This is a genomic window from Polaromonas sp. OV174, from assembly GCF_900112285.1.
GTDB lineage: Bacteria > Pseudomonadota > Gammaproteobacteria > Burkholderiales > Burkholderiaceae_C > Polaromonas.
In genome coordinates this window covers 70,249-83,631 of sequence record NZ_FOKZ01000006.1, presented here as the reverse complement: position 1 = coordinate 83,631, position 13,383 = coordinate 70,249, and the positions used below count along the sequence as shown (strand labels likewise).

Sequence of the window (13,383 nt, the reverse complement as noted above, 5' to 3'; positions counted from 1 at the left end):
AAATAATCAACAGCGCCCATCAGCGCCTTCGGGCTGATCGCACCCCGGGCACTTCGGCGACGATACCCAACACTTGGTTAAGCCGTCCCGATTGCGCCACTTCCACGGTGAAGGTCATCCATGCCGTGCCGCCACGGTTGTCCTTGACCGATTGCGTCTGCACACCGATCACGTTCATCTTTTCCTTGGTGAATACTTCGGAAATATCACGCAACAAGCCTTGCCGGTCAGCGGCCTCCACCGCGACGTCGACCGGATAGACCGAGCCATCCGGCGCCTTGGGTGAGCTCCACTCGACCTCGATGACACGATCAGGGCTCCCGCTGGCCATGTTGCGAAAGTTGCTGCAGTCGCTGCGATGAATGCTCACGCCCTTCCCTTTGGTGACAAAACCGAGAATCCTGTCTGGCGGCGCTGGCTTGCAGCACCTCGCCAGTTGAGTCAACAGCGAATCGATGCCGACCACCAGGACGTTGCCCTTGCCACGCTGGCTGGAGCGATCGGCTTGCCGTGTTTTTTTTGCCAGCAGATATTCATCTGGCGTCTGCACCGGCTCGGGGGGGCGCAACATGTTTTCAATGGTGCGCAGGGACAACTCGTCCTTGCCGACAACTTCAAACAAGTCATCGGCGGTTTTAAAACCCAGCTGAAGCGCCAAGTCGTGCAGCTTCATGGCGGTCTTGCCCTCGCGCTGAAGCAGCTTCTCGACCGCCTCCCGCCCCTTGGCCACGGTTTGCTCCATGGCCAGCGCATTGAACCAGGCCCGCACTTTTGATTTCGCCCTGTGGCTGGACAGAAAGCCCAGCTCCGGGTTGAGCCAGTCACGCGAAGGGCCGCCCTCCTTGACGGTGATGACCTCCACCGTCTGGCCGTTTTGCAGCGGCGTGTTGAGCGGCACCATGACCCCGTCAACGCGCGCGCCGCGGCAACGGTGGCCCAGGCTGGTGTGCACGCTATAGGCAAAATCAACGGTCGTGGCACCCTGCGGCAGTTCCACAATCGCGGCGTCCGGCGTCAGCACATAAATGCGGTCCTCAAACAGCCCCTGATTGGCATCGCGCGCCCGCTGCGCCGCCGGCCCCGACAAATCGCGCTCCCAGGCCAGCAATTGACGCAGCACGGCGATCTTGGCATCGTATTCACTGCTGGCCGATACGCCGCCATATCCCTTGGTGCCTGCCTCCTTGTAAGCCCAGTGCGCCGCCACGCCGTGCTCGGCATGGTCATGCATGGCCTGGGTGCGTATCTGCACCTCGACCGCCCGACCCGCCTCATCGCGCACCACGGTGTGCAATGACTGGTAGCCATTCGGTTTGGGCTTGGCGATGTAGTCGTCAAACTCGCCCTCTATCGGCGTGAAGCGCGAATGCACAAAACTAAGCGCGGCATAACAGCCGCTGACATCGGCGGCAATCACGCGCAGGGCGCGTATATCAAACACCTGCTCGAAGTCCAATGACTTGCCGCGCATCTTCTTGACAATGCTGTAGATGTGCTTGGGCCGGCCCTGCACCAGGGCGGCAATGGCATTCTGGTTGAGTTCGCGTTCGAGCTGCGCACGCAAGGCTTCCATGAAACCCTCGCGCTCCACGCGCTTCTCATCGAGCAAGCGGGCCGTGTTCCTGTAGGTATCGGGCTCCAGAAAACGGAAGGCCAAGTCCTCCATTTCCCATTTGATCTGCCAGATGCCCAAACGGTTGGCCAGCGGTGCAAACACATGCAGCGATTCGTGTGCAATGGCTGCGGGGGCGGCCTGCCGGGTAGTGGCGTAATAACGCAAGGTCTGCAGGCGCGATGCCAGACGCAACATGACCACGCGCAAATCGCGCGAAAACGCCAGCAGCATCTTGCGCACGTTTTCCGTCTGCACCGCCGAGCCGTCCAGCAGCTGCGCCTTGGCGTTAGCGCTGCGCGCCTGGCGCTGCACCTGCACCAGCTTGGTCGTTTCTATGGCCAGCGCGGCATAGTTGGCGCCAAAAGCCTTGGCAATCACCTCTTGAGGCTTATTCAGGTGCTGGCACGAATACACCAGATAGGTGGCGGCCTGCATGGCGGGCGAGCCACCTATCAATTTGAGGATGGCCGCCACCGCATCTGCATGGGCCAGGATGTTTTCGCCGGTGTCCAGGGTTTCACTGGCAATCAGTGGCTCGGCAAAGGCGCGCGCGCGCGCCAGGGCATGGGGCTGCTCCGGCAGGCTGTCGGCCGTGGCCGTCACAATGGAGGCATTGGGCTCTTGAGAGGCTGTCGGGCCTTCCGGTCCGACCATATTGCTTTTCATGAAATCTCAGTCAAATTTTTGCGTGCGTCAGTCCAGCAAAAAACTAGTCACTGCAACGACCTGGTCTTGCGCGATCAGCGTGGGCACATGCCCGACGCCGGCAAACTCAAGCAGCTTGGCCTGCGGGCCACGCTGCGTCATGGCCCGGGCCGTTTCGGGGCTCAGCAAATCGGACTGCGCGCCGCGTAACAAGAGTGTGCGGGCCTTGATGTTGTCGTAAAGCTGCCAAAGCATGGCCTCGCCCTGGCGCGTCGACTCCTCGGTCGCCAACTTGAAGGGCACGGCGATCGCCGGGTCGTAATGCAACCGCAGCGGGCTGCCAGCGGCCGTCGACACCGGTTTGAGCATGGGGCGCGACAGCGCCAACCATTGCTCCGGCGTGTGGGGGCCAAAGCTTTTGGAGATCGCCCACATGGCGTCGGCGGCCTCTTTCAGATTGCTGAAATGTCCGGCCTCGCCGAGATAGGCGCCAATCCGCACAATCGCCTGCCACTCGATGGTCGGTCCGACGTCGTTCAGCACCAAGCGTCGCACAGTAACAGGCAAAGGCAAGCCCGGCTGTCCACACAGCACCATGCCTATCAAGCCGCCCATGCTGCTACCGACCCAGTCCAGGCTGGCAATGGGGGCCTGGGCCTGCAGCTGCGCCAACAAAGCCAACATGTCGGCCGCATAGTCCGGCACCTGGTAACCCATGGGATCTTTCAGCCAGTCGCTTTCACCACGGCCGGCCACGTCAGGGCAGATCACACGAATCCCGCCCGGTTGCCGGGCCGCGAGTTCGCACAGCGCCTGCGCCAGCACATCGAAATCACGCCCCTGGCGCGACAGGCCATGCACACACAACACCACATGGGCGCTGTCAGGCTGTCCCCATTGCCAATAGGCCATGCGGTGGCCGCCAGCGGCGTCGGGGCAGCTCACGTAGTTCAGGCTGGGTTGGCTCATGGTGCTGGCAGTCGACATAAAAGACCTGATAAGGCTTGATAATTGTTTAGGAATTTTCTGGAGCGCACTGTCCGCAGTGCGCTGATGGCATCGTAAATCATTCGGAGAAACTTCATGCTCAAAGGTAAAACAGCCCTCGTAACCGGCTCAACCAGTGGTATCGGCCTGGGCATTGCCAAAGCCCTGGCCGTGCAAGGCGCCAACATCGTTCTGAACGGCTTTGGCGATGTGGACGGCGCCAAGGCCGAGCTTGAGGCGCTGGGCGCCAGGGTCGCCTACCACGGCGCCGACATGAGCAAGCCCGCCGACATCGAAGACATGATGCGCTATGCCGCCGCCCAGTTTGAGCGGGTCGACATTCTGGTCAACAACGCCGGCATCCAGCATGTGGCCCGCATCGAGCACTTTCCAACCGAGAAATGGGACGCCATCATCGCCATCAACCTGAGCAGCGCCTTTCATGCCACCCGCCTGGCCTTGCCCGCCATGCAGGCCGCCGATAAGGGCAAGGGTTGGGGCCGCATCATCAACGTGGCGTCGGTGCATGGCCTGGTCGGTTCGGCCGAAAAATCGGCCTATGTGGCCGCCAAGCACGGCATTGTTGGCCTGACCAAAGTTACCGCGCTGGAAAACGCAACCTCCGGCGTGACCTGCAACGCGATCTGCCCGGGCTGGGTGCTGACGCCACTGGTGCAAAAACAGGTCGATGCCAAAGCAGCTGCCGGCGGCATCTCCAACGCCGCGGCCACGCAACAACTGCTGGGTGAAAAAGAGCCCTCGCTGCAGTTCACCACCCCTGAAGAACTGGGCGCACTGGCGGTATTTCTCTGCTCGCCGGCTGGCAACAATGTGCGCGGCGTGGCCTGGAACATGGACGGCGGCTGGGCCGCGCAATAGGTTGCTTTTTTACAGCAGCCGGCCGACGTGCTCGCCTATGGCCAGTGAACTGGTCAGGCCAGGCGATTCAATCCCAAAAAGATTGACCAGCCCGGCCACACCGTGCTGGGCCGGACCCTGAATCAGAAAATCCCTGGCCGGCTCATCAGGCGCCTGTAGCTTGGGGCGTATGCCGGCATAAGCCGGGGCCAGCGCGCCGTCCTGCAGTGCCGGCCAGTACTTGCGAACCTCGGCATAAAAGGCGTCGCCCCGCGCCGCATCGACCACCAGGTCATCGGACGAATCGACCCACTGCACATCGGGGCCAAACTTGGCCTGCCCGGCCAAATCGATGGTGAGGTGAACGCCCAGGCCGGCGGCCTCGGGCACCGGGTAAATCAGCCGCGAAAACGGTGAGCGCCCCGACAGGGTGAAGTAACTGCCTTTGGCGTAGTAGCTGGGCGGCACCCATTCCGCCGCCAGTCCCGCAAAGCGCCGCGCCAGCGCTGGCGCCTGCAGGCCTGCGGCATTGACCACGCTCCTGGCCTGCAGCTCCGTGCCATCAGCAGCTACCAAAACAATAGCGCCTTGCGCGCGCCTGGCATGGGCTAGAGGCGAATTTAGCACCACAAGTCCGCCAGCGGCCTCCAAATCGCCCTGCAGCGCCAGCATCAGGGCATGGCTGTCCACAATGCCGGTGCTCGGTGAATGCAGCGCCGCCACGCATTCCAGCTGCGGCTCCAGCGCCCTGGCCTGCTCACGCGTGAGCCAGACCAGGTCATGCACGCCATTGGCGGCCGCCTTGGCAAGCATGGCTTGCAACTGCGCCAGTTGCGCCTCGCTGTTGGCCACGATCAGTTTGCCGCAGCGGCTATGGCCAATGCCGCGCTCGGCACAGTAGGCGTAGAGCTGCTGCTTGCCCGCCACACAAAGCCTGGCCTTGAGCGAGCCCTGCGGGTAGTAAATGCCGGCGTGAATCACCTCGCTGTTGCGCGAGCTGGTGCCCGTGCCTATGGCATCGGCCGCCTCCAGCACCATCACCTCCCGGCCCTGCAAGGCCAAAGCCCGCGCCACCGCCAGCCCCACCACGCCGGCGCCTATCACCACGCAATCGACCTGCTCCATTCAAACCCCCTCGAAACCGTCAATCACATTGACCGCGTTGCTGCCCAGGGCCGCAGCCGCGTAGCCGCCCTCCAGCACAAACACCGTCGGCAGGCCGAGCGCGCCCAGGCGTTGACCCAGGCGGCTGAAGTCATCGGGCTGCAGGGAGAATTTTGAAATCGGATCTTCGGCGAAGGTGTCCAGGCCCAGAGAAATCACCAGCGCGTCGCTACCAAAGCTGCTGATGCGCAAGCAAGCCTGCTCCAGCGCCTCGAACCAGCGCGCCGTGGAGCAGCCAGCCGGCAGCGGCAAATTCAGGTTGAAGCCGGCGCCCGCACCTGCCCCGGTTTCATCGGCATGACCCAGGTAAAACGGGTATTCGGTCTGCGGATCGCCGTGCAAGCTGACAAACAGCACATCGGAGCGCTCATAAAAAATGCTTTGCGTGCCGTTGCCGTGGTGGTAGTCCACGTCCAGAATGGCGACCCGCGCCGCGCCGCCATCGCGCAAGGCCTGGGCCGCCACGGCGGCGTTGTTCAAAAAGCAGTAACCCCCCATAAAGTCAGCGCCGGCATGGTGGCCAGGCGGGCGGCTGCAGCAAAACGCCGCCCGCTCAGCGCCCTGACCTCCGGCCAGCAAGGCCGCGGCGCTGGCGGCGGCGTCGGCGCCGGCCTTGGCCGCCTGCCAGGTGCCCGCGGCCAGCGGGGAACCGTTGTCCATGGAATACAGGCCGAGCCGGGCGATGAAATTGACGGGTTCAATATCACTGCGCAGGCTGCGCACCGGCCAGACCGAGGGGAAAGGCTGGCGCTGCGCATTGCCGGCCTCCAATGCGCTCCAGTCGCGCCAGGCATTCTCCAGAAAGCTCAGGTAGCGCGGCGTGTGCACCTTGGCCAGGATGTCGCGGCTGTCAATATGCGCCTGGCGCAGGCTATGGCCGCGCGCGCTCAGGCTGGCCTTGACGTATTCGGCGCGTGCCGGGGTCTCAAAACAAGGCACGCGCTCGCCCCGGAAAAACTCGAATTCAGGGGCGTGCGCCTGGTGGCTGTCGTTGAAAAAAGTAATCATATTGGGCAATCAGCGCAGGCTGGTAAGCGTAAAACAGCGCCGATTGTCCCGCATGCCTGCGGCCTGACAACACAAAACTCAAACTTCAAAGCCTGCGCGTATCGGTTTTTAGCAATAGTTCGATGAGCGAGCGCAAGCTGGCCTGGAGCGACTTGAAATTCGGCGTCATCGCCAGCGTTTCTTCGTTCATGTAAAGCTTGCGATTGATTTCCAGCTGGATGCTCTGCCGCTGCTCAGTCGGCTTGCTATAGCGGCGCACCAGCTCCACGCCCTTGTAGGGGTGGTTGTAGGCCACCCGGTAGCCCAGCCCCTCCAGGTGCTGGCACACCAGACGTGACAAGGCCGGGTTGGCGGTGCTGCCGTCACGATCACCAACGACAAAATCCGCATGCTCCTCGCCCGGAAAGTCGGTGGCATGGCTGGACGCAAAAGCCGGCATGGAGTGACAGTTGATGTGCAGGCTGTAGCCATGCTGAAGGTAGGCCGCATCAATGGCCTGCGCCACGGCGGCGTGATAAGGCTCCCAGCATTGCTTGATGCGCGCCTGCACCTCGGCCACCGCCAGCTTGCGGCCATAGATAGGCACGCCCTCATCAGTGGTGCGCCAGATCAGCCCCTTGCCCAGACGCACCTTGGAAAGTACCTTGGGATCGGTGGCTATGGCGTCTGGCCAGGGCGCGTCAAGCAGCGAGACGTCGATCTCGGTGGTGTTGCGGTTGGCGTCAAGATAGCTACGCGGGAAATAGGCTTCGATCCAGTGCGCACCCAATGCCGGTGCAAAGTCATAGAGTTTTTCAACATGCGTGTCTTCGGCATGCCGCAACACCGACAAGTCGCAGGCATATAAAAAATCGGCCGGATAGTGAGTGCCGCTATGCGGCGAATCCAGCACCAGCGGGCTTGCGCCCGGTAAATAGCGAACGAGTGAGGTCATGGCTTTCATTGTGACCGGGTCGGCGCCCTGCGCAGGCCGGCGGGCGCGACCTGGCCAGATCAGACACCGAAATAAACCATCCTTACATGTCATTTCATATCAGCCCCATGAGGGCCGCAACCAGCTTGAATTCAGCCTCGACATGATGTAAAACGAAGTCATATCACTGTGCAGATCAAAGGAGACACCATGAAACCGTTGACCCGAATTGCTTCAGGTTCCGCCGTGGTAATCGTTGCGCTGACGCTTGCTGGGGCTGCACGAGCCCAAAGCAGTGGCTCCGCTTGGTATGCGCCCGGCTCTACCTACTTTGGGTTTAACGTCGGCAAGTCTGACTACTCCTTGAGCAGCGGTGCCGCGGCCTTTCTTAACGACAGTAAACACACCAGCTACAACATTTACGGTGGCGGCTATTTCAACAACTACATGGGCCTGGAATTGGGCTATACCGATTTCGGCCGCATCAATCGCGCCGGCGGCACCACCAAGGCTGAAGGCTTCAACCTGAGCCTGGTCGGCAAAGTGCCGCTCGGCTCATCGGTCAATCTGCTGGGCAAACTGGGCACCACTTATGGCCATAGCAACGTGTCCGCAGATCCTGCCTCGGGCATTGCCTCGGGCAGCGAAAACGGCTTTGGTCTGTCTTACGGCATAGGGGCCGAGTATGCCTTTGCCCCCAGTTGGTCGGCTGTGCTGCAGTGGGATGAACACAAGCTGAAATTCTCCGGTACTGGCCGCGACCGAGTTAGCTCCACTACCGTAGGCCTGCGCTACCGCTTCTAAATAGCAGCAGCGCCCAAGAAGCGCACGGCACGATGGCTCAGCACCAACGCCCAAACCGCTACAAGATCCATAGCTACCAGCGCCCGTCCCTGTTGCGCCAGAGCCCGATTTTTCTTAAATTTCTGGCTTACTTGGCGGCGCCAGCATCTCCTCCAGCAGCCAGGTACCGGCACGACCCAAAGGCTTTTGCCGAGACCAGACGGCATCCACCGGAACGCGTCGCGGCCAGCCGCGCGCCTGCAACTCATGCAGGCTGTCGGCGGCAAAGCGCGTCACCATCCAGCGCGGAATCGCGGCCCAGCCAAAGCCCAGCACCGCCATCTCCAGCAGCATCAGATAACTAGGCGCCGACCAGGCGCGGCGCGACGCCGGCATGGCCTGACCCACCCGCTCCAGATAAGTGTCCAACCGCAATTCGCGGTAATGCGCGAGCAACTCGGGCGTGATGTCTTGCAGACCGGCCAAGGGATGGTTCTTGGCCACGAACAGCGTGATTTCCGACTGCTCGGCGATCGTGGCCGAACCGACATCGGGGGGATAAATGCTTTGGGCGGCCACCACACCAATATGGGCGCGTCCGGTTTGCACCAGCGAAACCAGATCGAGGTGTTCGGCAATCAGGCACTCGAACTCCAGGTCGGGAAAGCGCTGCTCAAAGGCAATGAGTATTTCCTCGAAGCGGTCAGACTGGTAGGTATCCGACCAGACCACGCTGAGCTTGGCCTCCAGGTCGCCGCCTAATTGGCTGGCCACGCGGTCGAGCCGGTCGCTGGCGGCGAGTATTTCCTGCACCTTGCCCAGCACCACCCGGCCCTGCTCGGTCAGCCTGGGCTTGCGACTGCTGCGATCGAACAGGCTCAGCCCGAGATCGATCTCCAGATTGGCAATGGCGCTGCTGATGGTGGACTGGCTTTTGCCCAGTTTTCGGGCCGCCGCAGAAAACGAGCCCAGGGTGGCGGCTTCGGCAAAAGCGGTCAGGGCTTCCGGGGAATGACGCATGATTCGCCTCAATCTATCGATTTTTTAGATGGTTATTGATTTTAATCTATACAAATAAACGATGAAAATAGACTCAATTTCCAAATTTCCATCAGGCACCTCACCATGAGTCTCCAGAAATCAGCCAAAGAACGTTTTTTCCATGCCCTCTGCTTCGAGGTACTGGCGATTGCCATTTGTACCCCCCTGGGCGTCTGGCTGCTCAACCAGTCACTGGCCCAAATCGGCATGCTGACGGTGATGATTTCCCTGGTCGCCATGGGCTGGAACATGCTGTTCAACGCGCTGTTCGACCGCGCTCAGCTCAGAATGGGCTTTCAGCGCACGATGGTGGCCCGCGCCGTGCACGCCGTGCTGTTTGAAATCGGCCTGCTGCTGGCCATTGTTCCTCTGGCCGCCTGGTGGCTGGGCATTGGCCTGTGGGAAGCTTTTTGGCTGGACATCGGCATTGCGCTGTTTTTCATGCCCTACACCTTTGTCTTCAACTGGAGCTACGATCATATTCGCGCCGCAGTGGTCGCTCGCCGGGCCGGCAAAAAACGTCTGGCCGACGCTTGAAGGCCTGAAAAAGAACAGGGCATGGACCCCGCGCTCCATGCCCTGCTCTTAGTGCGGCAAGCCTTACTTCATCTGCACCGAGCCGCTCACATTCACCACGACCGTGCTCTTGCCTGCCTCCACGGGAATCGGTGACTCCGCCATGTCAGCCTTGGCACTCATGGCCATCATGCGGGGACGCGGGCCATAACTCTGGTCGTTGGCGTTGATGCTGACCTGGCGCAGGCTGTAGTCGGCAAAGCCAAAGCTTTTGGCGATCTCGCCCGCTTTGAGCTTGAAACTCGCAATCGCCAGGGTTTGGGCTTCGCCCTCCACTTTGGCGCGCTGTTCACGGCTCAGGGCAAAGCTGACATTGGCCAGCGTGAGGGACTGAATCTTGCCGGCCGTGCTGGTGATACGAGAAAAATCCTTGCCTTCCAGCACCAGTTCGGTGGAGCCCTGCCAACCATTGATCTTGCCGTCCTTGCCATAGCGCGGATACAGGCTGAAATTGCCGGTTCGCACCTCCATCTGGCCCGGGCTGGCCGCCTGCTTGGCCTGCGCCAGCGCGCTATCGAGCGCCTGCTTGAGCTGGGCCTGCACCACGCTCGCATCGCTGCCGTCGCGGCTGGTGTTCATTGAAATCGACAGCAAATCCTGCTGCACTTCGACCGAGCCGCTGGCCGAGAGCTGGGCCACGTTTTGCAGCTTGGCGTTTTCAATAGTTTGAGAAAATACGCCTGTAGCGCAAGTAGCAAGGACGCAGGCAGCTATCAATTTTATAGTACGCATGAAAAATTCACCTTTCGGGCAGTCAAAAGAAAGCGGTTGAAAAAACGGGGTTCAGGTTTTCAGAAATTTGAGGGGCTCAAAGTGCCCTCTTGTCACGGTGTCGGGTTTCACACCCCACCAGTCTTTGGCCACGCTAGCATAAAGCTGACGAAAATCAGTGCTGTAGCTGACATTTTGCGTGCCGTCCAGGCGGCTCAGGTCTGGTGCTTGGCCATAAAGCCCGCCGCGCACGGCGCCGCCCGCCACGAAGTGAGGCGCCGCCGTACCGTGGTCCGTGCCATTGGAGTTGTTCTGACGCGGGCGCCGGCCAAACTCGGAAAAAGTCATCACCAGGGTACGATCCCAGGCGCCCAACTCGGTCAGTGCACCCTTTAACGCGGCCAGGCCCTCGGCCAGTTGCTTGAGCAGATTGGCGTGCGTTCCCGGCTGGTTTTGGTGGGTATCAAAACTGCCCAGCGTGAGCGTGATGACGGGCACGCCGCCCTTGCCCTTTTGCGAGGCCACCACCTGGGCGGCAGCCTTCACGCCATTGCCAAAAGCGCCCGGCGAAAAAGGCGTGAGGAAGCTGTATTTTTCGCCGCGCAAGCCCTGCGCCGCCTGGTTGATGTCGTTTTCAACCTGCAGCACATACTGCAAAGCCGCATTTCCTTTGGCCTGCGCCTGATCCATGCCGTGGGCCAAGCGTGACTGGTTGACGAAGGCTTCGGGATTGTTCAGGCTGACGGCGCGGGCGCCCGCCAGCGCGCCAAACTCGCTGCTGCCTATCAGCACGCCTTCGGTGCTGAAGTTGGCGCTGCCCGCCAGGCCGGCCTTCAGGCCGCGCGTCACCCAGCCCTCTTGCAGATATTCGCTGGATTTGGAGCCGGTCTCCCAGATCTCGATCGAGCGGAAATGCGACAGATTGGGCTGCGGGTAGCCAACACCCTGGACAATGCCCAACTCGCCTTGTTCCCACAGCGGCAGCAGCGCCTGCAAGGCCGGGTGCAGGCCGGCTTGCGCATCGAGTTTGATCACCGCATCAGGCTTGATGCCTATGACCGGGCGCAATTGGTAATAGCTGGCGTCGGCATAAGGCACGACGGTGTTCAAGCCATCATTGCCGCCCTTGAGTTCCACCAAAATCAGAATGCGGTCGGCGGCCAAGGCCGCGCGCTGGCTCATCGCCTGGGCCCAACCGGGCGCATGGGCGGCCAGTAGCGCCGCGCCGGTGGCGCTTGAAATCAGGCTGGTGAAGTGTCGGCGTTGCATGGCGGCCTTTCTTATTTGAGCTGGTAAGCCGGGTCTAGCGTGAGATTGCGCAAATAAGCCACCCCCACCGTTCCGCTTGCTATCGTTTGCGTAGCAGGTAGCGCAAGCAGTGTCTGGGCCAGGCGAGCTTTTAGCTCATCGGATGGCTCGCGATCGGCGGCCCCACCATATTGCGCCAGCCAGCGCTCGGGATCAAAGCTGATAGTGGCCAGACCTTGGGCCACCCGTATGACGCCTTCACGGCCCAGCAGCCTGAGCGCCTGCTGGTTGCTGCCCGCGCCACTCTGGCCGCCGGCAAACTCGGCTTGCATTTGGCGCAAGGGACGCATGGTTGCCATCGAAGTGACGGCCTCGTCAGCCGTGCGGCCGCCCGGCGCCATAGCGGACTGGCCTTTGAACTCAACAGCCCTAAAGAGTTGCTCGGTAAAACGTTTGCGTTCCAGCAAAGTGGTGGCGTTGATCCAGTCGTTCTGGCCGGGCCAGCCCTTGACGTTGGGCGGCACCAGCAGGTTCTGGCCGAGTTGCGCCGCCTTCAGCACAAAGGGCATGGCATCGCTATAGCTGAAGTCAAACTGCCGCACGGTGCCAACCACCAGATCGACCGGTGACTTGATCAGGCTACCGCGGTTGCTGTCGGCCCAGAAGGCATCGCTGAGCAGCAACTCATTCAGGGCCACGCCGATGTCGTAGCCGCTGGCACGAAAACGCTGGGCAATGCGCTCGATCTGCGCGTTGTCGGGCTGCGGCGAGACGAATTCCTTCCAGAGCTTGCCAACGATAAAGCGGGCCGCTTCAGGCTGCTCCAGCAAGATGTCCAGCACGGCGTCGCCATCCAGATTGCCGCTGTGGCCCAGCACCGTCTTGTTGCCGCCATCATGAAAAACGGGACGGAATTTGAAACTGAAGTCTTCGCGATCCACACTCCAGCCGGTGAAGGCTCTGGCCGCCTCACGGATGTCCTGCTCGGTGTAGTGGCCGCCCTGAGTCGCCTCGCCCAGGGTGAACAGCTCCATTACCTCGCGCGCAAAATTTTCATTGGGCGACTCCTTGCGGCTGTTGGCGCCATCCAGATAAACCAGCATGGCCGGACTCTTGGCGACGGCGTGCAGCAAGCTGCGGAAATCGCCCAGCGCATCGGCCCGCAGCAGCAGTTGCTGGCGCCACATGGCCTGGGCGTTATAGACTTTTTGTTGCGAGGTGGCGAAGTGGTTATGCCAGAACAGTGTCATGCGCTCTTGCAGCGGCGTGGGCGACGCGATCATCTCGCGCATCCACCAGGTCTTGAGCTCCAGCCCCTCAAGCAGCTGCTGCTGACGCCAGGCTTGCTGCTCCTCTTTGCTCTTGAGCGAGCGGTAAGGAACTGGCGGCGGCTGCGCCACAAAAGTAGGCGCGGGATAAACCGGCTTGGCCGCTTTCGCCTGACGAATCAACTCGGAAATTGCCTGCCGGCTTGGTCGTCCTGTCAAGGCGTCGACCTCGGCCTGATCCGGCGAAAATCCGGTACGCGTCAAAAAATACCGGGCCTGATCCGCCGAAAACTGCTCCGGGACGGCCGCCTGGCTACACACCGAGGCCAGCAGCCATGCGCAGGAAGCAATAATTTTGAGGGGCGTCATAAATGCATTCCGTGTGGCGGCGTTTCGAGGGCGACCGGCACCGCGCCAGGCCCGAACCGAACCAGGTCGCGGGGTCAAGACGCTGACTTTCAAATAGCAACGTATCGCGATGATGCAGCGCATACATCCCGCTTGTAATTCGCTTGCATTCTTACGAAATGTTTGTAACAGTGTGTCAAAGTGACTGAAAAATGCGA

12 protein-coding genes are annotated in these 13,383 nt (G+C 61.2%); 3 read left to right on the top strand and 9 right to left on the bottom strand.

Annotated features, from left to right (window positions below; genetic code table 11):
- Nucleotides 1–19: 19 nt before the first annotated feature.
- Entirely contained in the window at nucleotides 20–2,281 is a 2,262-nt protein-coding gene (locus BM160_RS07410) for a RelA/SpoT family protein (RefSeq protein WP_092002868.1), read from the bottom strand.
- Nucleotides 2,282–2,308: 27 nt separating this feature from the next.
- Nucleotides 2,309–3,229: an alpha/beta fold hydrolase gene (locus tag BM160_RS07405; protein WP_092003198.1), complete on the bottom strand. Its 921-nt coding sequence runs from the start codon at nucleotides 3,227–3,229 to the stop codon at nucleotides 2,309–2,311.
- A gap of 114 nt (nucleotides 3,230–3,343) precedes the next feature.
- Between BM160_RS07405 and BM160_RS07400 the strand changes: the two genes are divergently transcribed.
- Complete coding sequence (locus tag BM160_RS07400; RefSeq protein ID WP_092002865.1) at nucleotides 3,344–4,126, top strand: 3-hydroxybutyrate dehydrogenase; 783 nt, start codon at nucleotides 3,344–3,346, stop codon at nucleotides 4,124–4,126.
- 9 nt (nucleotides 4,127–4,135) lie between these two features.
- Here the strand turns inward: BM160_RS07400 and BM160_RS07395 are convergent, their stop codons facing one another.
- From BM160_RS07395 to BM160_RS07385, 3 genes are all read right to left on the bottom strand, one after another.
- Nucleotides 4,136–5,230, bottom strand: coding sequence for an NAD(P)/FAD-dependent oxidoreductase (locus BM160_RS07395; protein WP_092002862.1), 1,095 nt, complete (start codon nucleotides 5,228–5,230; stop codon nucleotides 4,136–4,138).
- On the bottom strand, nucleotides 5,231–6,277 hold the full coding sequence (locus BM160_RS07390) for a histone deacetylase family protein (protein WP_092002859.1): 1,047 nt from the start codon (nucleotides 6,275–6,277) through the stop codon (nucleotides 5,231–5,233).
- An 85-nt stretch (nucleotides 6,278–6,362) separates the two neighbouring features.
- Nucleotides 6,363–7,211 (bottom strand): N-formylglutamate amidohydrolase, encoded by an 849-nt coding sequence (locus tag BM160_RS07385; RefSeq protein ID WP_092002856.1) that lies wholly within the window; start codon nucleotides 7,209–7,211, stop codon nucleotides 6,363–6,365.
- Nucleotides 7,212–7,400: 189 nt separating this feature from the next.
- Between BM160_RS07385 and BM160_RS07380 the strand changes: the two genes are divergently transcribed.
- A complete protein-coding gene (locus BM160_RS07380) occupies nucleotides 7,401–7,994 on the top strand; it encodes an outer membrane beta-barrel protein (RefSeq protein WP_092002853.1) in 594 nt (197 codons plus the stop codon).
- A 114-nt stretch (nucleotides 7,995–8,108) separates the two neighbouring features.
- Here the strand turns inward: BM160_RS07380 and BM160_RS07375 are convergent, their stop codons facing one another.
- The gene (locus tag BM160_RS07375) at nucleotides 8,109–8,993 is read right to left on the bottom strand and encodes a LysR family transcriptional regulator (protein ID WP_092002850.1); all 885 of its coding nucleotides are present in this window, start codon (nucleotides 8,991–8,993) and stop codon (nucleotides 8,109–8,111) included.
- A 105-nt stretch (nucleotides 8,994–9,098) separates the two neighbouring features.
- On the opposite strand from BM160_RS07375, the gene BM160_RS07370 reads away from it, so the two are divergent.
- Nucleotides 9,099–9,551 (top strand): multidrug/biocide efflux PACE transporter, encoded by a 453-nt coding sequence (locus tag BM160_RS07370; protein WP_092002846.1) that lies wholly within the window; start codon nucleotides 9,099–9,101, stop codon nucleotides 9,549–9,551.
- Nucleotides 9,552–9,614: 63 nt separating this feature from the next.
- Here BM160_RS07370 and BM160_RS07365 read toward each other — a convergent pair whose 3' ends face one another.
- The 3 genes from BM160_RS07365 to BM160_RS07355 are packed head-to-tail and all read right to left on the bottom strand — an operon-like array spanning nucleotide 9,615 to nucleotide 13,186.
- Nucleotides 9,615–10,322 carry an SIMPL domain-containing protein gene (locus tag BM160_RS07365; protein WP_092002843.1) on the bottom strand — a complete coding sequence of 236 codons (708 nt, stop codon included), beginning with the start codon at nucleotides 10,320–10,322 and terminating at the stop codon, nucleotides 9,615–9,617.
- Between the two features lie 51 nt (nucleotides 10,323–10,373).
- Nucleotides 10,374–11,570 carry a DUF1501 domain-containing protein gene (locus tag BM160_RS07360; RefSeq protein WP_092002841.1) on the bottom strand — a complete coding sequence of 399 codons (1,197 nt, stop codon included), beginning with the start codon at nucleotides 11,568–11,570 and terminating at the stop codon, nucleotides 10,374–10,376.
- Between the two features lie 11 nt (nucleotides 11,571–11,581).
- Nucleotides 11,582–13,186, bottom strand: a complete 1,605-nt coding sequence (locus BM160_RS07355) for a DUF1800 domain-containing protein (protein WP_092002838.1) — start codon at nucleotides 13,184–13,186, stop codon at nucleotides 11,582–11,584.
- Nucleotides 13,187–13,383: the final 197 nt, after the last annotated feature.

What these genes read in the sequence shown, in the direction of transcription:
- BM160_RS07410 (WP_092002868.1), bottom strand. Translation starts at nt 2,281, where the DNA reads ATGAAAAGCAATATGGTCGGACCGGAAGGCCCGACAGCCTCTCAAGAG.
- BM160_RS07405 (WP_092003198.1), bottom strand. Translation starts at nt 3,229, where the DNA reads ATGAGCCAACCCAGCCTGAACTACGTGAGCTGCCCCGACGCCGCTGGC.
- BM160_RS07400 (WP_092002865.1), top strand. Translation starts at nt 3,344, where the DNA reads ATGCTCAAAGGTAAAACAGCCCTCGTAACCGGCTCAACCAGTGGTATC.
- BM160_RS07395 (WP_092002862.1), bottom strand. Translation starts at nt 5,230, where the DNA reads ATGGAGCAGGTCGATTGCGTGGTGATAGGCGCCGGCGTGGTGGGGCTG.
- BM160_RS07390 (WP_092002859.1), bottom strand. Translation starts at nt 6,277, where the DNA reads ATGATTACTTTTTTCAACGACAGCCACCAGGCGCACGCCCCTGAATTC.
- BM160_RS07385 (WP_092002856.1), bottom strand. Translation starts at nt 7,211, where the DNA reads ATGACCTCACTCGTTCGCTATTTACCGGGCGCAAGCCCGCTGGTGCTG.
- BM160_RS07380 (WP_092002853.1), top strand. Translation starts at nt 7,401, where the DNA reads ATGAAACCGTTGACCCGAATTGCTTCAGGTTCCGCCGTGGTAATCGTT.
- BM160_RS07375 (WP_092002850.1), bottom strand. Translation starts at nt 8,993, where the DNA reads ATGCGTCATTCCCCGGAAGCCCTGACCGCTTTTGCCGAAGCCGCCACC.
- BM160_RS07370 (WP_092002846.1), top strand. Translation starts at nt 9,099, where the DNA reads ATGAGTCTCCAGAAATCAGCCAAAGAACGTTTTTTCCATGCCCTCTGC.
- BM160_RS07365 (WP_092002843.1), bottom strand. Translation starts at nt 10,322, where the DNA reads ATGCGTACTATAAAATTGATAGCTGCCTGCGTCCTTGCTACTTGCGCT.
- BM160_RS07360 (WP_092002841.1), bottom strand. Translation starts at nt 11,570, where the DNA reads ATGCAACGCCGACACTTCACCAGCCTGATTTCAAGCGCCACCGGCGCG.
- BM160_RS07355 (WP_092002838.1), bottom strand. Translation starts at nt 13,186, where the DNA reads ATGACGCCCCTCAAAATTATTGCTTCCTGCGCATGGCTGCTGGCCTCG.